The following is a 16973-nucleotide window of genomic DNA, read 5'->3' as shown; positions in this document are numbered from 1 at the left end:
CCACGGCGCAAGCGTCACGTTCGCAGGTCAGACGGCGCCTACAAAAACGCCCCGGTCTTGCGACAGGGGCGTTTTGAGTGACCTGCAAGGTCAGGAGAAACCCTTGATCAACCGGCCCGACGCAACAACCAGACCCCGGCCAAGGCACAAACACCCGCCGGCACAAGGACCGCAAACAGTGGCGAGAAACCGAAGACCAGGCTCGAAGGACCGAGCAAATCCTGAACAATGCGAAAGGTGAAGCCCACCAGCACACCGGTGAACACCCGCTGACCGAGGGTCACCGAGCGCAACGGACCGAAAATGAAGGAAATTGCCATCAGCACCAGCGCGGCGGTGACCAGCGGCTGCAACACCTTGACCCAAAATGCCAGCCAGTAACGACCATTGCTCAAGCCCTGGTCAGCCAGGTAGTGGATGTACCCCCATAGACCACTGATCGACAGCGTCTCAGGCGACATGACCACGGTATTCAACAGCTGCGGACTCAAGGCGACATCCCAGCGCTCGACCGGGGTAGTGACCACTTCAGTGCTCTTTTCATGGAACAGCGTGGTGGTGATGTCGCTCAATTGCCAGTGGTCCTGATCGAACTTCGCCTTCTTGGCGAAGCTGGAAGACAGCATATGACGCTCATTATCGAAACGATAACGGGTGACGCCGTACAGCAAACCATCGGGTTGCACAGAGTTGACGTGGATAAACTCATCTCCCTGGCGGTGCCACAAACCATGCTTGGCGCTCTGCGCATCGCCGCCGCCCTGAGCCAGGGAGCGATTGGCCTGAGCAGTGACTTCGGTGGCCGGCGCAACGTATTCGCCGATCAGCACACCCACCACCATCAGGATCAGCATTGGCTTCATGACCGCCCAGACGATGCGCCCGATCGACACGCCCGCAGCGCGCATGATGGTCAGCTCGCTGTGACTGGCGAGACTGCCGAGGCCGATCAGGCAACCGATCAGCGCAGCCATCGGCAACATGTCGTAAAGACGCCGCGGCGCGGTCAGCAGGACATAACTCAACACGTCGACCAAGGTGTAGGTATCGCTGACCTCACTCATTTCATCGATGAACGCGAACAGCGTCGCCAGACCGAGAATGATCCCCAGTACCGCCAGAATTGCCACGAATACGCTGCTACCAATGTAGCGATCGAGCTTATCCACGAGCCACCTCCAGCGCGCTGCGACGACTCGCCAGCTTCAACTGCAAGGGTTCCCAATAGAGCAAGCCCAGGCCTATGGCCAGGAAGATTGCATGCACCCACCACAACCCCAGAGCTGGCGGGATTTTGCCCTTTTCAAGGGCGCTACGAGCGGCAATCAGGATGGACAGGTAAGCCATATATAGAAGAATCGCCGGCAACAGCTTGAGGAAACGGCCCTGACGCGGATTGACCCGCGACAACGGCACCGCCATCAAGGTCACGATGAAGACCAGCAACGGCAAGGACAAACGCCATTGCAGCTCGGTATGCAAACGGATGTCGTCACTGCCCAGCAACGCGCCGGTGGACATCGCGTCACGGTCAGTCACCTCGTCGCTGACGTCCGGCTTGGGCAGCAAGACGCCGTACTCCTCGTACTTGATCGCCCGATAGTCGGCCTGACCCGGATTGCCGTCATAGCGATAGCCGTTGTCGAGAATCAGGTAACGGTTACCATCGGGCCGAATTTCCTGACGGCCCTTCTCGGCCACCAGCACGGAAATCCCGCGATCCTTGTTATCGGAATTGACGTTTTTCTGCGAAATGAATACGCCGCCGAGGTTGATGCGATCATCCGACAGCGTTTCGGTGTAGGTCACCCGCGTCCCGTCACGCAGCGCCTGGAAGCGACCCGGCTCGAGGGTGTCGAACTCGGTCAGGGCATCCTGCTTGTTCAACAGCAACTGGAACTGATTGGCGCCTTGTGGTGCCAGGCTCAGGCTCAGCCATGCCACCACCAGTGCGACCAGGGTGGCTGGGAAAAGGGTCATGGCAAACAGACGCTGCTGGCTCATGCCGGTGGCAGACAGCACCGTCATTTCGCTTTCAAGGTACAAGCGACCATAGGCCAGCAGGATTCCGAGAAACAGGCCCAAAGGCAAAATCAGCTGCAGGAAACCCGGCAGACGAAAGCCCATGATCAGGAATAGCGAGCCCGGATCCAGGAGGCCAGAGGCCGCCTGGGCGAGGTACTTGATGAAGCGACCGCTCATGATGATGACCAGCAGCACAGCGCTGACGGCGCTCAAGGTCAACAGGACTTCGCGGGATAGGTAACGGAAGACAATCAAACCAGACACTCCAGGGTTGTCAGGCTAAGGCGGCCAAACAAGCAAACGTATCAGACGGCCCGCAGGGCAGAGCCGCCGAAAAAGTTGGCGCATTATCCTGTGAATGGGTCCGCCTGTCACTGCGCATGCTCAAGCAGGCGGGTAAAGCGCTGAAGATCGTACGACCGAGGGTTGTCAGGCTCGGGGCACGAGGTTCAAACTGCGGCCTTTGTCGCGGGCCGTGACCTGCGTCTTCCTATTTATAAGCAAGCTCGAATGCATGCCGTCGAGCTCTTGCGTGTTGACCATTAATTCAGGGACCCGGACATGGAACTGGTTGTAAAAAGCGTTAGCCCAGAAACGTTGAAAACCGCCACTCTGGTGGTCGCCGTCGGCGAAGGCCGCAAGCTCGGCGCCGTTGCCAAACAACTCGACGAACTGAGCGGTGGCGCTATCAGCGCTGTGCTCAAGCGCGGCGACCTGGCTGGCAAAGTCGGTCAGAGTCTGTTGCTGCACAGCCTGCCGAACCTCAAGGCCGAACGCGTGCTGCTGGTGGGCGTGGGCAAAGACGAAGAGCTGGGCGACCGCCCGTTCCGCAAGATCATTGCCGGCATCCTCAACACCCTTAAAGGCCTGGGCGGCAGCGATGCGGTCCTGGCACTGGACGAAGTCGTGATCAAAGGCCGTGACAGCTACGGCAAGACCCGCCTGCTGGCCGAAACCCTGGTCGACGGCGAATACACGTTCGATCAGTTCAAGAGCCAGAAAGCCGAACCTCGCACCCTGAAGAAAGTCACCCTGGTGACCATCAAGGCGGCACAGGCTGAAGTCGAGCGCGCCGTGGCCCACGCCACTGCCATCGCCAACGGCATGGCGTTCACCCGCGACCTGGGCAACCTGCCGCCGAACATCTGCCACCCGACGTTCCTCGGTGAGCAAGCGAAGAACCTGGGCAAAGAATTCAAGGGCCTGAAAGTCGAAGTCCTTGATGAAAAGAAGATCAAGGACCTGGGCATGGGCTCGTTCTACGCCGTGGGCCAGGGCAGCGCCCAGCCACCGCGCCTGATTGTCATGCAATACAACGGCGGCAAGAAATCCGAGAAGCCGTATGCACTGGTCGGCAAAGGCATCACCTTTGACACTGGCGGCATCAGCCTGAAACCGGGCGCCGGCATGGATGAAATGAAGTACGACATGGGCGGCGCTGCCAGCGTATTCGGTACGCTGCGTGCCGTGCTCGAGCTGAAACTGCCGATCAACCTCGTGTGCATCCTGGCCTGCGCCGAGAACATGCCGAGCGGCAACGCTTCGCGTCCTGGCGACATCGTCACCACCATGAGCGGCCAGACCGTGGAAATCCTCAACACCGACGCCGAAGGCCGTCTGGTGCTGTGCGACGCCCTGACCTACTCCGAGCGCTTCAAGCCGCAAGCGGTGATCGACATCGCGACCCTGACCGGCGCTTGCGTCGTTGCATTGGGTTCCCACACGTCGGGCCTGCTGGGCAACAACGACGAACTGATCGGCCAACTGCTGAGCGCTGGCCAATCGGCTGACGATCGCGCCTGGCAACTGCCGCTGTTCGATGAGTACCAGGAACAGCTGGACAGCCCGTTCGCCGACATCGCCAACATTGGCGGCCCGAAAGCCGGCACCATCACCGCTGCCTGCTTCCTGTCGCGCTTCACCAAGAACCTCAACTGGGCGCACCTGGACATCGCCGGCACGGCCTGGACCAGCGGCGGCAAGGACAAGGGCGCCACTGGCCGTCCGGTTCCATTGCTGACCCAATACCTGCTGGACCGCGCCAAAGCCTGAAACCGATGACTTCCGGTGGCATCTCCCTCGGGTGATGCCACTTGAAGCTCAGGAACCGCAATGACCAAAGTCGACTTCTATATCCTGCCCAGCGCCGATCCTTCGGCGCGGCTGGACTTTGCCTGCAAGCTCACCGAAAAAGCCTGGCGCATGGGTCACCGCATCTATCTGCATTGCACCGATGCTGCCCAGCGTGACGATCTCGATGCGCGTCTGTGGGCCTTCAAGGGCGAAAGCTTTGTGCCCCACGGCCCCGCTGAAAATGAGCCGGACGGTTTGATTGTGTTGGGCCTTGGCGATGACTGCGGCCCGCATCAGGACCTGTTGGTCAATCTCGCCCTGAAAGTCCCGGCATTCGCCAACAAGTTCGCCCGCGTGGCGGAAGTGGTGGTGGAAGATCCGACGATTCGTACGGCTGCGCGGGAGAGTTTCCGTTTCTACCGCGAACAGGGCTATCCTCTGCAAGATCACCGTTTACAGCGACTCTGAGCATTCCGATGGACACTCCAAAACCGCTGCAAAAGTCCGCGCACCTGCTGGACGACCTTGAGTCGATCCGTCAATTGCTCGGCGACGACAACCTGCAACCGCCCTTGCTCACCGACACGGTCGAGGAAGGTGACCAGGAACAGATTCCGATGCTGTTCGATACGGTCGGCGCCAGCCCGCCCATTCTCGAACCGACGCCACCCGCCCCAGCAGCCCCTGCTGCCCAACCGGCACCCGCCGCCAGCAAGGGGCCCGACGACCTGCTGCACCTGGATGGCGAACTGCGCGCTGCCGCGCAATTGATCATGCAAGACGTGATCGACGACTTCGCCCCGCACATCGAAACCGAAATCAAACGCCGCTTGGCTGCGCGAATGGAACGGTTGTTGAGCCAGTACGAATAACCCCTATCCCTGTGGGAGCGAGCCTTTGTGGCGAGGGGGTTTACCCCCGTTGGGTCGCGAAGCGGCCCCAAAACCTGCCACCGTGGTGTGTCTGGCGGACCGCATGCTCAGGTTTAACGACTGCTTCGCAGCCGAACGGGGCGGTGCGACGTTTCGCTAAACCCCCTCGCCACAAAAGCTTGCTCCCACAGTTTGAGATGCGCCCGGTCTACCCCGGCTCGCCCTACGCCCCATGCCCCGCTATACTTGCCGGCTTTTCCTGAATAAATGCCAATAGGGTCCCGCCGCGCATGGATAAGACCTACCAGCCGCACGCCATTGAAACTTCCTGGTACAACACCTGGGAGTCAGAGAATTACTTCGCCCCGCAAGGCGCGGGCGAGTCCTACACCATCATGATCCCGCCGCCGAACGTCACCGGCAGCCTGCACATGGGTCACGGCTTCAACAACGCGATCATGGACGCCCTGATCCGTTTCCGCCGCATGCAGGGCCGCAACACCCTGTGGCAGCCGGGTACCGACCACGCCGGTATCGCTACGCAAATGCTGGTGGAGCGTCAACTCGAAGCCCAGGGCCAGAATCGTCACGATCTGGGCCGTGAGAAATTCCTCGAGAAAGTCTGGGAATGGAAGGATCAGTCCGGCGGCAACATCAGCCGTCAGATCCGCCGTCTTGGCTCGTCCGTGGACTGGGGCCGCGAGCGATTCACCATGGACGACGGCCTCTCGGAAGCCGTGAAAGAAGCCTTTGTGCGCTTGCACGAAGACGGCCTGATCTACCGCGGCAAGCGCCTGGTCAACTGGGACACCAAGTTGCACACGGCGATTTCCGACCTCGAAGTGGAAAACCACGACGAGAAAGGTTTCCTGTGGAACCTGAAATACCCACTGGCCGATGGCGCCAAGACCGCTGAAGGCAACGATTACCTGATCGTCGCGACCACTCGCCCGGAAACCATGCTTGGCGACGCCGCCGTAGCCGTTAACCCGAACGATGAACGCTACCAGGCCCTGATCGGCAAGTTTGTCGAGCTGCCGCTGGTCGGCCGCCGCATTCCGATCATCGCCGACGATTACTGCGACCCTGAATTCGGCACCGGCTGCGTGAAAATCACCCCGGCCCACGATTTCAACGACTACGAAGTCGGCAAGCGCCACAACCTGCCGCTGCTGAACATCTTCGACAAGAACGCCGCTGTATTGCCGGCCTGTCAGGTGTTCAACCTCGATGGCACCCTCAACGAAAGCATCGACGGCAAGATCCCGGCCGAATACGCCGGCCTGGATCGCTTCGAAGCGCGCAAGCAGATCGTTGCAGCGTTTGATACCGCCGACCTGTTGGTCAGCGTCAACGATCACGCGCTGAAAGTGCCTAAAGGTGACCGTTCCGGCACCATCATCGAGCCGTGGCTGACCGACCAGTGGTACGTGTCGACCAAGCCACTGGCTGAGCCAGCCATCGCTGCTGTTGAAGACGGCCGCATCGCGTTCGTGCCGAAACAGTACGAAAACATGTACTTCTCGTGGATGCGCGACATCCAGGACTGGTGCATCAGCCGTCAGCTGTGGTGGGGCCACCGGATTCCGGCCTGGTACGACGAGTCGGGCAAGGTCTACGTCGGTCGCGACGAAGCCGAAGTACGTGCCAAGCACAACCTCGGCCCGGACGTTGCACTGCAACAGGACAACGACGTTCTCGACACCTGGTTCAGTTCGGGTCTGTGGACCTTCTCCACGCTCGGCTGGCCTGAGCAGACCGAATTCCTGAAGAAATTCCATTCCACCGACGTGTTGGTGACCGGTTTCGACATCATTTTCTTCTGGGTTGCCCGGATGATCATGCTCACCATGCACTTGGTGAAGAACGAAGACGGCACGCCGCAGGTTCCGTTCAAGACCGTTTATGTTCATGGCCTGGTGCGAGATGGCCAGGGCCAGAAGATGTCCAAGTCCAAGGGCAACGTCCTGGACCCGCTGGACATCATCGACGGCATCGAGCTCGAAGACCTGGTGCAGAAACGCACCTCCGGCATGATGCAGCCGAAACTGGCGAAGAAGATCGAGAAGCAGACCCGCGACGAGTTCGCCGACGGCATCGCCAGCTACGGCACCGACGCCCTGCGCTTCACCTTCTGCTCGCTGGCGTCCACCGGTCGCGACATCAAGTTCGACATGGGCCGCGTCGAGGGCTATCGCAACTTCTGCAACAAGATCTGGAACGCCGCGCGCTACGTGCTGGACAAGGGCGAAGACTGCGGTCAGAACGGCGAAGCTTACGAGCTGTCGCTGGCGGATCGCTGGATCATTTCGCAGCTGCAACGCACCGAAGCCGAAGTGACCCGTCAACTCGATCAGTTCCGCTTCGACCTGGCTGCACAAGCCTTGTACGAGTTCATCTGGAACCAGTATTGCGACTGGTACCTGGAACTGTCCAAGCCTGTGCTGTGGGACGAAAACGCGCCGGTCGAACGTCAGCGCGGCACCCGCCGTACGCTGGTGCGGGTATTGGAAGTCGCGCTGCGTCTGGCGCATCCGTTCATGCCGTTCATCACCGAAGAAATCTGGCAGCGCATCGCGCCGCTGGCCGGTATCGAAGGCAAGACGATCATGCTGCAACCTTGGCCAGTGGCCAATGAAGCGCGCATTGATCAGGGCGCCGAAGATGACATCGAGTGGCTGAAGACGTTGATGCTTGGCACGCGCAACATTCGCGCCGAGATGAACATCGGTCCAGGCAAGCCGTTGAACCTGTTCCTGAAAAACGTCAGCGCCGAAGATCAGCGTCGTCTCACTGAGAACGAAGCCCTGCTGAAAAAGCTGGCTCGCCTCGAATCGATCACCGTGTTGGCTGCTGGCGAAGAAGCACCACTGTCCGCCACCGCACTGGTCGGCGAGATGGAAGTGCTGGTGCCGATGGCCGGACTGATCGACAAAGACGCCGAACTGGCGCGTCTGGACAAGGAAATCCTGCGTCTGCAGGGTGAAGTTCAGCGCGTGGGCGGCAAGCTGTCTAACGCCGGTTTCGTCGACAAGGCCCCGGCCGAAGTCATCGAGAAGGAACGCGCCAAACTGGCTGAAGCTGAACAGGCTTTGGGCAAGTTGGCCGAGCAGCATGCGCGGATTGCCAGCCTGTAACGGCAAATCGCAATGAAAGAGGGAGGCCCGAAACGGCCTCCCTTTTTTGTGCCCATCACTTTCTCCCTGCACCACAAATCCCTTGTGGGAGCGAGCCTGCTCGCGATGAGGCCATAACATTCAACATTGATGTCGCCTGTTTCGCCGCCATCGCGAGCAGGCTCGCTTGTATGGTAGGACTTGAAGGGAGGAGAAGGGACAAGGCTCGATTCTGACTGTTGACGCAGTACAGACCGTGGGAGAGTTCGCCCCTCCTCCTTTCACCCAAGCGCCGATAAAGAATGCATCGGGCCTAGACCGACGATAGGAACAAGCCTGCGCCCCTGGGTGAGCCCTTCAAGTGCTTAAAACCATATCCCGGAGGAAATCCTATGGCAATGCCGGTTTCTGCTTCAAAGCCGATCGTGGGCGTGGATGTCGCCAAGAATGAGTTGGTGATTTATCACGCCGAACTGGGCCTGCTTGAAGAGATTCCCAACAATAAAACAGCCATCAAGAAGTGGTTGAAGGCCTTGCCGAGCACGGTGGCCATTGCCGTCGAAGCCACCAATATCTACCACTTGGAGTTCGCCGATCTGGCCTACGAGGCCGGATGCGTGATTTACATGGTGGGCGGCTATGAACTCAAGCATTACCGCGAAGGTGTGAAGGTCCGTGCCAAAACTGATGCACTGGATGCCAAGTTGCTTGCTCGGTATCTGAAAAATGAACATGAAGAGCTTCACCCATGGACCCCGCCATCCCCACTATACCGCCAGCTGCTGAGTCTTTTCCGCCGCCGGGCGGCGTTGGTCCAGGCAAGGGTCGGCCTGGTGCAAAGCTGGGCCAATGAGCCGCTGCTCAAGACCGCTTTTGCCGAACAAGTGAAGTCCATGCAACAGCTTGAGATGCTGATCGAGAAGACGATCAACGATCAGCTCAAAGAAGCCGGTTTGCTGGGCCAGTTAAAACGCTGTCTGAAAGTGGAAGGCATTGGTTTTTTGACAGGTGCGCGTTTGATCACGGCGTTTCAGCGGGGTGACTTCAGAAACGCGGATGCCTTTATCGCCTTTCTGGGAATGGATTTGCGGGTATCAAAATCAGGGCAAAAAGACGGCCGCCGCAGTTTGACCAAGCGCGGTGACCCGGAGGCTCGGCGGCTGCTGCACAATGCGGCAATGTCGGCGAGTCGCACCGAGGCCTGGAAAGATTTTTATCAAGAACAAAGAGCTCGGGGTTTCAGCACCACTCAAGCATTGGTGATGCTGGCTCGAAAGCTCGCTCGGGTGGTATTCGCTCTGCTAAAGGGGCAGGACGAATACCAACCGAAAGTCAGTTGAGGGCTTCCCCTCAACCATAGAATCTCCCACAGGGGGATTGTGCTGTTTGTCACAATTGGGTTCACAACGGCTGGATGTGGGACAATACCCGCCACTTTTAGCCATACCCGAATCGACCACACCCATGAACGCCCCCCGCACACCCCGCCCTGCGCGCAAAAAGCCTGATTCCGCCACCCCGGCCAAAGCCGTGGAGCCCCGCGAGAAGGCCAGCCTGCACCCGCGCAACCGCCATCAGGGTCGTTACGACTTCCCGGCGCTGATCAAAACCACGCCGGAACTGGCGAAGTTCGTGATCATCAACCCGTACGGCAAAGAAAGCATCGACTTCGCCAGCCCGGACGCAGTGCGGGTGTTCAACCGTGCGTTGCTCAAGTCGTTCTACGGCGTCGCCCATTGGGACATCCCGGCCGACTACCTCTGCCCACCGGTTCCGGGCCGTGCCGATTACGTGCACTTCCTGGCCGACCTGCTGGCCAGCGTCAACGACGGTGAGATCCCGCGCGGCGCGCCGGTCAAGGTGCTCGATATCGGCATGGGCGCCAACTGCGTCTATCCGTTGATCGGTTACAGCGACTATCGCTGGCACTTCCTCGGCTCGGAAATCGACCCGACGGCCGTGGCCGCCGCCAAAGCCATCGTCCAGTCCAACGGGCTGAACAAAGCGATCCAGTTGCGCCTGCAAAGCAATCCCAAGCACATTCTGCTGGGCCTGCTCGAACCCGGCGAACGCTTTGACCTGACCATGTGCAACCCGCCATTCCACGCCTCGATGGACGAAGCGACCAAGGGCAGCGAGCGTAAATGGCGCGCGCTGGGCCGTGCCGATCCAAAACGCAAACTGCCGGTGCTGAACTTTGGCGGTCAATCGGCAGAATTGTGGTGTGAAGGTGGCGAAGCACGGTTTGTGACGCAACTGATCGCCGAGAGCGCGCATTTCCAGCACAAAGTGCTTTGGTTCAGTACCTTGGTCTCGAAAGCCTCCAACCTGCCGGCGATCAAGACAGCCTTGAAAAAGGCCGGTGTATTGGAAAGCCAGGTCGTGGAAATGTCTCAGGGCCAGAAGCAAAGCCGCTTCGTCGCCTGGACCTTCCAGACCAAATCCGAGCAGCAGGTCTGGCGCGAGCGCTGGGTAAAGAAAAGCTGAGTCACTGACCGACACAAATCAACTGTGGGAGTGAGACCGGCTTGCCGGCGATGGCGATGTATCAGTCGACATCATCGTTAACTGACACGCAGCCATCGCGAGCAGGCTCGCTCCCACAATTGGTTTAGTGGTGTTTGCGGGGCAATCGCTAAATCGCAGACACAAAAAAGCCGTGCCCGGATCACTCCGGAGCACGGCTTTTTTTTACTGCGTCTTACTTGTTAACAGCGTCAGTCAGGCCTTTGGCCACAACCAGCTTGATAACTTTCTTGGCAGCGATTTCGATGGCAGCGCCAGTCGAAGGGTTGCGGCCGGTACGGGCAGGACGCTCAGTCACTTTCAGTTTGCCGATACCTGGCAGAGTGATTTCGCCGCCGTTTTCCAGCTGATCAGCAACGATTTGGCCCAGTTGGTCCAGAGCGTTACGCGCGGTGGTTTTTGGCGCGTCGATAGCTTCAGCGATGTCGGCGATCAGTTGGTCTTTAGTAAGAGCCATGTAGTGTTCCTTCCCTATCAAATTCATATGGATTGCAGAGTGCAGTGTCAGCCATCGAGCCCGATCTTCTGGATCTGGCACCCTCGGCCATAACCGCGACGAGTCGGGGTTATAGATACCGAAATCAGGGTTTGGTTCGACCTGACAAATGCTGAATGCACGCTTAACGCAGTGACTTCGCGTAAGACCGGGCAAAACTAGCACAGAGACGGGGAAATATCCGCCTCTAGCTACCCATTTGGTCAGCTTTATTGTTCTAAAACGGTAAAAAACAGCATAAGCGCCATCGGACACCTGCGAATTGCCCTTCGTGCCGCGCCAAAACCAGTGGTTGCGGTACACTTGGCACTTTTTGGGGGAGCACGCCCTCCTCTCTTCAATCAGCCGAGAAGCCCATGCCGATCCGCCATTGCATCGTCCACCTGATCGACAAAAAACCCGACGGCACACCCGCAGTTCTCCACGCTCGCGATTCCGAACTGGCCGAGTCGAGCGCTATCGAGTACATGCTTGCCGACCTCAATGAGAGCTACAACGCCAAACAAGGCAAGGCCTGGGGTTTCTTCCATGCCGAGTCCGGGGCGCATCCGTTCAGCGGCTGGCTGAAGGAATACCTCGATGGCGGCAAGGATTTCACGGCGTTCAGCCGGGTGGCGGTGGAACACCTGCAAAAGCTGATGGAGGAATCGAACCTCTCTGTGGGCGGCCACGTGCTGTTTGCGCATTATCAGCAAGGCATGACCGACTACCTGGCGATCGCCCTGCTACACCACAGTGAAGGCGTTGCAGTGACCGATCAACTGGACGTGACCCCGTCCCGGCACCTGGATCTGGGCCAACTGCACCTGGCGGCACGGATCAACGTGTCCGAGTGGCAGAACAACAAGCAGTCCAAGCAGTACATTTCGTTCATCAAAGGCAAGAACGGCAAAAAGGTTTCGGAGTATTTCCGCGACTTCATCGGCTGCCAGGAAGGCGTCGACGGCCCCGGCGAAACCCGCACCCTGCTCAAAGCCTTCAGTGACTTCGTTGAAAGCGAAGACCTGCCGGAAGAATCCGCCCGCGAGAAGACCAAGACCCTGGTGGATTACGCCAGCAGCCAGGCAAAACTGGGTGAACCCATGGGCCTGGAAGAACTCTCGGAGCTGATCGACGAAGAGCGCCCGAAAGCCTTTTACGATCACATCCGCAACAAGGACTACGGCCTGTCGCCGGAGATCCCGGCCGATAAACGTACCCTCAACCAGTTCCGCCGCTTCACCGGCCGCGCCGAAGGCCTGTCCATCAGCTTCGAAGCGCACCTGCTGGGCTCGAAGATCGAATACGACGAAGAAGCCGGCACGCTGATCATCAAAGGTCTGCCGACCCAGCTCACCGATCAGCTCAAGCGACGTAACTGATGCTCGGCGGCGTACTGAAGAAATTCCTGCTGATCCTGCTGGTGGTCGTGGTCTACCAGAACTGGGGCAAGATCGAGCGGGTGTTCCATCCAGCGCAGGTGGTGTCCGAGCAGACTCAGGCCAAGGCCAACGTCGTGCTCTATGCCACCGAATGGTGCGGTTACTGCAAACTGACCCGGCGCTTTCTCGATCAGAAGGGAATTCCCTATAAGGAATTCGATATCGAGAAGGATGCCGAGGCGCGCAAGGCCTACGAGGTGCTGGGTGGCAGCGGAATTCCGATCATCGATGTGAACGGGACGTTGATTCGCGGGTATGACCCGGACACCATTCTCGCCGCACTGAAGTAAACACAAATCCCTGTAGGAGCATGGCTCGCCCGCGATGAACGATTACACGGTGTGACGGTTACACCGAGTCGCGGCCATCGCGGGCAAGCCATGCTCCTACAGGAGTACGGTTCAGCGTTTTTCGATGCGGAAGCCAAAGCGCGGAAAGTGCACATGTACCACACCGCCCCGCTCGTCTTCACGACGCAAAATCAATTCCTCACTGCCTGCAAACAGCAACTCACCCGCCACCGGGTCAACGCCGTAATCGATGGCGGCAATGACCACCTGCTGGCCGGCCTCAAAACCATTCGGCTCGTCGAATTGCTCCTCCGGCAATGCGGCCGGAGTGGCATTGCGCGCAACCTCCAGCGCCTCCTCGGAGGACATCTCGCTGAACGCGCCATGACCGAAGCCCAACACGCGCCCCAGCCATGCCGAAACCGCTGGATAAGCATCGACCAACGGTGACGTGACGGGCGCGGCCTTGAGGAACCACAACGGATGGGCCAGGGCGAAGTCGGCAATCGACGGCTCGCCGAACAGGAAGTCGCCCTGTTCGCGCTGAAGCTGTTGCTCCAGACGCGCCATGATGGTCGGCCACTGATGCCGGGCCTGTTCAGCCGACAACCGTGTGGCGCTGCCACCGCTGAACAACTCCGCGCGATCAGCAATAAACGCCTTGATCGCTTCCGGCGGCATATTAGCAAAGCGCACGGCGATCGATTCCGGTTGAAACACCAGGCTGACCGCGTGCTGGAACACCACCGAATCCGCCCACGCGGCGAAGGTCGCGGCGATCATTTCCTGGCCTTCCGGGAAGAACGCCGGCAAGGCTTTTTCCTGCTCCAGCCGACGGGCAATCAGCGACGTGTCGCAATAGATATCCGCGCCAATCTGCAACACCGGCGTCTTGCGGTAACCGCCGGTCAGCGCGGTCAGATCGGGTTTTGGCATCACCGGCGAGATCTTCACCGAGCGCCAGGACAGACCCTTGAATCCCAGCAGCAAGCGGGCCTTTTCGGCGAAAAGGGACGTCGGGTAATGATGAAGAATTAACTCTGACATGCTCGGCTCCGCCGCACGGATTGGGAATCCGCAGCTTAGCGCGCATTTCCGGAGCAGCCCACCGATCTGCCTGATGGGCACTTATCAGTCAGATTGATAAGCCCGCAGCGGCACTCGCCACCAAGCATTCCTTGGCGCTTTTCTTGAGTTTTTTGATCAGCCGTTCCTGACGCAGCGCTTCGCTTTTATCGCGGCAGGCTTCGGTGTAAACCAATGCCACGGCAGGGCTGGAGAGAAAAAAGCGTGCGCCCTTACCACGCTGGTGAGTGGCGAAGCGGCGCACGGGATCATCGCTGATCCCGCAGTAGAGCGAACCATTGGCCGCGCGAACGAGGTAGACGAACCAGGGTTTGCTGACAGGCAGCGACGGTTCGGCGGCAATGACGGAAGATTCGCTGGCGCTGTTCACGTGACGATCAAGGCTTGAAAGGAAACAAGCCGCGATCTTATCAGCGACTGGCCTGGAATGCCTTCAGCCCCTTCAAGGCTTGAGCGCGCACGGCGTTTCTCACCACTGGCGTCCAGCCCAACAACAGCCCTTTGAAACCCAGCGCCTGTCGGGACCAGCCCCACAGATCGAAGCTGTCGTGATGCTCGCAAATCTTGCCGTCGCGAAAAACGAAGCGCGCCTGAATGTCGTTGACCACGGTGTTGCCGGTCTGACTGAACAGGTACGTCGCCACCCAATGGGCGCCGCCCGTGCGCTCATCGCTGCGCACGTTATCGAACGTCAGGGAAAAATCCTTGGCCCGAGTAGTGAGCATCCGCCACATGTCGCCTGCATCGCGGCCGCGAAGTTCGCCGAACGCCGGATCACTGAACACCACGTCGTCGGTATAGCAGGCGCTCATGGCCTCGGCATCCAGCCGCTGGAAGGCTTGGTAGAACTGGGTGATCAATGCGTTGTGGGCATCACTCATGGACAGGCTCCCTGATGTGCAAAGTGGCTTCAAAAGTTTGCCTGCACGATAGTCAACAAAGGCGCGAAACACTATCGGCATTCGTGAGCCGAATACCGACAGTGTGCGGCTGTCAGACCTTTTCGCTTTCGACCTGGACGTACAGCGAACGTCCAGCGCCAAGGCCGGCGATGATCGCCCCAAGGCCGATGATGCCGAATATCCAGCCCAAGGCGTTCCAGCCACCGGTCCAGTCATGCACGATGCCAACCGCGAACGGCCCCATGGACGCCAGGGTGTAACCGAAGCCCTGGGCCATGCTCGACAGGTTCGCCGCGACATGGGCGTCCCGCGAACGCAGCACGATCAGGGTCAACGCCAGACTGAACGTACCGCCCTGCCCCAGACCCAGCAGGATCGCCCAGCCCCACAAGCCGTCGATCGGTGCGTAAAGACAACCGAACAAGCCGCCAAGGGTCAGCAGCATGACGATGACGATCGCCAGACGCTGATCCTTGCCACGCGTCGCCAGCCATGGCGCCGCCAGTGAACTTGCCAACTGAACGATGACCGAGCCTGACAGCACCAGCCCCGCCTGGGTCGGCGTCAGGCCGCGACCGATCAGGATCGACGGCAACCAGCCGAACACGATGTAGGCCAGTGAGGATTGCAGGCCCATGTAGAGCGTCACTTGCCAGGCAAGTGGATCACGCAACAGGCCGCGAACCCGATACGCGACGTTGTGCGCGCCGTGTTTCTGCCCGACTTGTGGCAACCAGAAAATCGCCGCGACCAATGCCGGAACCACCCAGAAACCGAGGCCCAAGGCCCAGCTCTTGTCGAAATGCTCGCTCAACGGCACGGTCGCGCCCGCGGCCATCGCCGCCCCCAGGCACAGGGCCATGGTGTAGACGCCGGTCATGGTGCCCGCGTGTTTGGCAAAGTCGCGTTTAACGATGCCGGGCAGCAATACGCCGATCACGCCGATGCTCGCGCCCGCCAGCACGCTGCCGGCAAACAGACCGATCTCGCCGAGCGAACTGCGCAGGATGATCCCGCCGGCCAACATCAAGAGAATGCCCAGCACCACTCGCTCGGCGCCGAAACGTCGGGCCAGCACGGGCGCCAGCGGTGCAAACAAGCCGAGGCACAGCACCGGCAACGTCGTCAGCAAACCGGCCTGGGCTGCCGACAAACCGAGGGTTTTCGACACCTCGCTGAGCATCGGCGCCATGCTCGACAGCGCCGGGCGCAGGTTCAGCGCCACCAGAATCAGGCCCAGCAACAGCAGCCACGGCCGCCGCAGGATCGGGTGACTTTGCTGGACCTGTTCATCATCCGCCTCGGCGTCGATCAGCAGCTCTTCGAGCTCCGCCGTGCGCTTGGCTTGGGGAATGCTGCTGTTGTCGACCTGCTGGCTGGACATGGGGTTCTCGGTTTCAAGGTTCATTGATCAACTGCCTCGACAGGGCTTTGGCCCGTTCCGGGTCGCGTTGCTCGACGGCATCAAGCAGTTCGATATGGAGGTCGAACACCTCTTGGCGTCGGGGGGAAATGTTCAGGGTTTCGCGCAACTGCGCACCGATGACGCTGGAAAAATAGCGATACAGCTCGCTGAGGGTCGGGTTGTGCGCGGCGTCCACCAAACGCCGGTGGAACACCAGATCGCAGGCGATATACGTGTCGAGATCGCCGTGATAGTGGCTGCCGCTGACACCCAACGCCTCGCGCAATGCCACCAGGTCTTCGTCGGTACGACGCAACGCGGCGAGGCCGATGGCCTCGACTTCCAGAATGTGCCGGGTTTCCCGGGCCTGTTCATGGGAGCAGCGGGACAACGCCTTCATGGTGTCGAGCGGATCGACCACCGCCCGCAGATAGCTGCCGTCGCCCTGACGGATTTCGATCAACCCGGAAAACGCCAATACGCGCATGGCTTCACGCACGGTATTGCGGCTGATGCCCAGCTCGGCGGACAGCTCGGGTTCGGTGGGTAAACGCTGGCCGACCGTCCAGACGCCTTCTGTAATACGCAGGCGTAACTGGTCCAGGGCCTGATCGACCAGGGACCGCTTTATGAGTGGAGAAATTTCTGACATTGGATTCGCCCTTTCATCCAATCATAGGATGAATTTTCTGACATGTTAGTCAGCTACACGTAGGACGGCAACCGCCTAAGTTCAAAGGGCAGGAGAAGGAGCGGGATTT

General features: G+C 59.6%; 16 protein-coding genes. 8 read left to right on the top strand and 8 right to left on the bottom strand.

Annotated elements, in window-relative coordinates; translation table 11 throughout:
- Nucleotides 1–107: 107 nt before the first annotated feature.
- Nucleotides 108–1169, bottom strand: a complete 1062-nt coding sequence (lptG, locus tag PMI27_RS08570; protein ID WP_008151570.1) for an LPS export ABC transporter permease LptG — start codon at nt 1167–1169, stop codon at nt 108–110.
- Complete coding sequence (gene lptF, locus PMI27_RS08575; RefSeq protein WP_008151568.1) at nt 1162–2280, bottom strand: LPS export ABC transporter permease LptF; 1119 nt, start codon at nt 2278–2280, stop codon at nt 1162–1164. The genes lptG and lptF overlap by 8 nt, the downstream gene beginning before the upstream one ends.
- A 306-nt stretch (nt 2281–2586) precedes the next feature.
- On the opposite strand from lptF, the gene PMI27_RS08580 reads away from it, so the two are divergent.
- The 6 genes from PMI27_RS08580 to rlmF all read left to right on the top strand — a co-directional run bounded on the left by PMI27_RS08580 (nt 2587) and on the right by rlmF (nt 10573).
- Nucleotides 2587–4077, top strand: coding sequence for a leucyl aminopeptidase (locus tag PMI27_RS08580; protein WP_008151567.1), 1491 nt, complete (start codon nt 2587–2589; stop codon nt 4075–4077).
- Between the two features lie 60 nt (nt 4078–4137).
- Nucleotides 4138–4566, top strand: a complete 429-nt coding sequence (locus PMI27_RS08585) for a DNA polymerase III subunit chi (protein ID WP_008151565.1) — start codon at nt 4138–4140, stop codon at nt 4564–4566.
- An 8-nt stretch (nt 4567–4574) separates the two neighbouring features.
- On the top strand, nt 4575–4970 hold the full coding sequence (locus PMI27_RS08590; RefSeq protein WP_008151564.1) for a hypothetical protein: 396 nt from the start codon (nt 4575–4577) through the stop codon (nt 4968–4970).
- Between the two features lie 290 nt (nt 4971–5260).
- Nucleotides 5261–8107, top strand: a complete 2847-nt coding sequence (locus PMI27_RS08595; protein WP_008151562.1) for a valine--tRNA ligase — start codon at nt 5261–5263, stop codon at nt 8105–8107.
- 371 nt (nt 8108–8478) lie between these two features.
- Nucleotides 8479–9426 carry an IS110 family transposase gene (locus tag PMI27_RS08600; protein WP_008156820.1) on the top strand — a complete coding sequence of 316 codons (948 nt, stop codon included), beginning with the start codon at nt 8479–8481 and terminating at the stop codon, nt 9424–9426.
- A 124-nt stretch (nt 9427–9550) separates the two neighbouring features.
- Nucleotides 9551–10573: a 23S rRNA (adenine(1618)-N(6))-methyltransferase RlmF gene (rlmF, locus tag PMI27_RS08605; RefSeq protein ID WP_008147596.1), complete on the top strand. Its 1023-nt coding sequence runs from the start codon at nt 9551–9553 to the stop codon at nt 10571–10573.
- Nucleotides 10574–10787: 214 nt separating this feature from the next.
- Here rlmF and PMI27_RS08610 read toward each other — a convergent pair whose 3' ends face one another.
- Entirely contained in the window at nt 10788–11069 is a 282-nt protein-coding gene (locus PMI27_RS08610) for an HU family DNA-binding protein (RefSeq protein ID WP_007905514.1), read from the bottom strand.
- A 395-nt stretch (nt 11070–11464) separates the two neighbouring features.
- On the opposite strand from PMI27_RS08610, the gene yejK reads away from it, so the two are divergent.
- Both yejK and PMI27_RS08620 read left to right on the top strand, forming a co-directional pair.
- A complete protein-coding gene (gene yejK, locus PMI27_RS08615; protein WP_008147593.1) occupies nt 11465–12469 on the top strand; it encodes a nucleoid-associated protein YejK in 1005 nt (334 codons plus the stop codon).
- Nucleotides 12469–12819: a glutaredoxin family protein gene (locus PMI27_RS08620; protein WP_008147591.1), complete on the top strand. Its 351-nt coding sequence runs from the start codon at nt 12469–12471 to the stop codon at nt 12817–12819. Before yejK ends, PMI27_RS08620 begins: the two co-directional genes overlap by 1 nt.
- 111 nt (nt 12820–12930) lie before the next feature.
- Here PMI27_RS08620 and PMI27_RS08625 read toward each other — a convergent pair whose 3' ends face one another.
- The 5 genes from PMI27_RS08625 to PMI27_RS08645 all read right to left on the bottom strand — a co-directional run bounded on the left by PMI27_RS08625 (nt 12931) and on the right by PMI27_RS08645 (nt 16864).
- A complete protein-coding gene (locus PMI27_RS08625) occupies nt 12931–13866 on the bottom strand; it encodes a glutathione S-transferase family protein (RefSeq protein WP_008147588.1) in 936 nt (311 codons plus the stop codon).
- An 88-nt stretch (nt 13867–13954) separates the two neighbouring features.
- A complete protein-coding gene (locus PMI27_RS08630) occupies nt 13955–14275 on the bottom strand; it encodes a GIY-YIG nuclease family protein (RefSeq protein WP_008147586.1) in 321 nt (106 codons plus the stop codon).
- A gap of 40 nt (nt 14276–14315) precedes the next feature.
- Entirely contained in the window at nt 14316–14786 is a 471-nt protein-coding gene (locus tag PMI27_RS08635; RefSeq protein ID WP_008147584.1) for a nuclear transport factor 2 family protein, read from the bottom strand.
- A gap of 112 nt (nt 14787–14898) precedes the next feature.
- Nucleotides 14899–16215 carry a CynX/NimT family MFS transporter gene (locus PMI27_RS08640; RefSeq protein ID WP_008147583.1) on the bottom strand — a complete coding sequence of 439 codons (1317 nt, stop codon included), beginning with the start codon at nt 16213–16215 and terminating at the stop codon, nt 14899–14901.
- A complete protein-coding gene (locus PMI27_RS08645; RefSeq protein ID WP_008147581.1) occupies nt 16205–16864 on the bottom strand; it encodes a FadR/GntR family transcriptional regulator in 660 nt (219 codons plus the stop codon). Before PMI27_RS08645 ends, PMI27_RS08640 begins: the two co-directional genes overlap by 11 nt.
- Nucleotides 16865–16973 lie beyond the last annotated feature (109 nt).

This window comes from Pseudomonas sp. GM41(2012) (genome assembly GCF_000282315.2).
Taxonomy (GTDB): Bacteria; Pseudomonadota; Gammaproteobacteria; order Pseudomonadales; family Pseudomonadaceae; genus Aquipseudomonas.
The sequence above is the reverse complement of the archived record's forward strand: the minus strand, read 5'-3'. Positions and strand labels throughout refer to the sequence as shown.

Coding starts and splice junctions, on each gene's coding strand:
- PMI27_RS08585 (WP_008151565.1), top strand. CDS start 4,138: ATGACCAAAGTCGACTTCTATATCCTGCCCAGCGCCGATCCTTCGGCG.
- PMI27_RS08595 (WP_008151562.1), top strand. CDS start 5,261: ATGGATAAGACCTACCAGCCGCACGCCATTGAAACTTCCTGGTACAAC.
- PMI27_RS08590 (WP_008151564.1), top strand. CDS start 4,575: ATGGACACTCCAAAACCGCTGCAAAAGTCCGCGCACCTGCTGGACGAC.
- rlmF (WP_008147596.1), top strand. CDS start 9,551: ATGAACGCCCCCCGCACACCCCGCCCTGCGCGCAAAAAGCCTGATTCC.
- PMI27_RS08640 (WP_008147583.1), bottom strand. CDS start 16,215: ATGAACCTTGAAACCGAGAACCCCATGTCCAGCCAGCAGGTCGACAAC.
- PMI27_RS08625 (WP_008147588.1), bottom strand. CDS start 13,866: ATGTCAGAGTTAATTCTTCATCATTACCCGACGTCCCTTTTCGCCGAA.
- PMI27_RS08600 (WP_008156820.1), top strand. CDS start 8,479: ATGGCAATGCCGGTTTCTGCTTCAAAGCCGATCGTGGGCGTGGATGTC.
- PMI27_RS08635 (WP_008147584.1), bottom strand. CDS start 14,786: ATGAGTGATGCCCACAACGCATTGATCACCCAGTTCTACCAAGCCTTC.
- PMI27_RS08645 (WP_008147581.1), bottom strand. CDS start 16,864: ATGTCAGAAATTTCTCCACTCATAAAGCGGTCCCTGGTCGATCAGGCC.
- PMI27_RS08610 (WP_007905514.1), bottom strand. CDS start 11,069: ATGGCTCTTACTAAAGACCAACTGATCGCCGACATCGCTGAAGCTATC.
- PMI27_RS08620 (WP_008147591.1), top strand. CDS start 12,469: ATGCTCGGCGGCGTACTGAAGAAATTCCTGCTGATCCTGCTGGTGGTC.
- yejK (WP_008147593.1), top strand. CDS start 11,465: ATGCCGATCCGCCATTGCATCGTCCACCTGATCGACAAAAAACCCGAC.
- PMI27_RS08580 (WP_008151567.1), top strand. CDS start 2,587: ATGGAACTGGTTGTAAAAAGCGTTAGCCCAGAAACGTTGAAAACCGCC.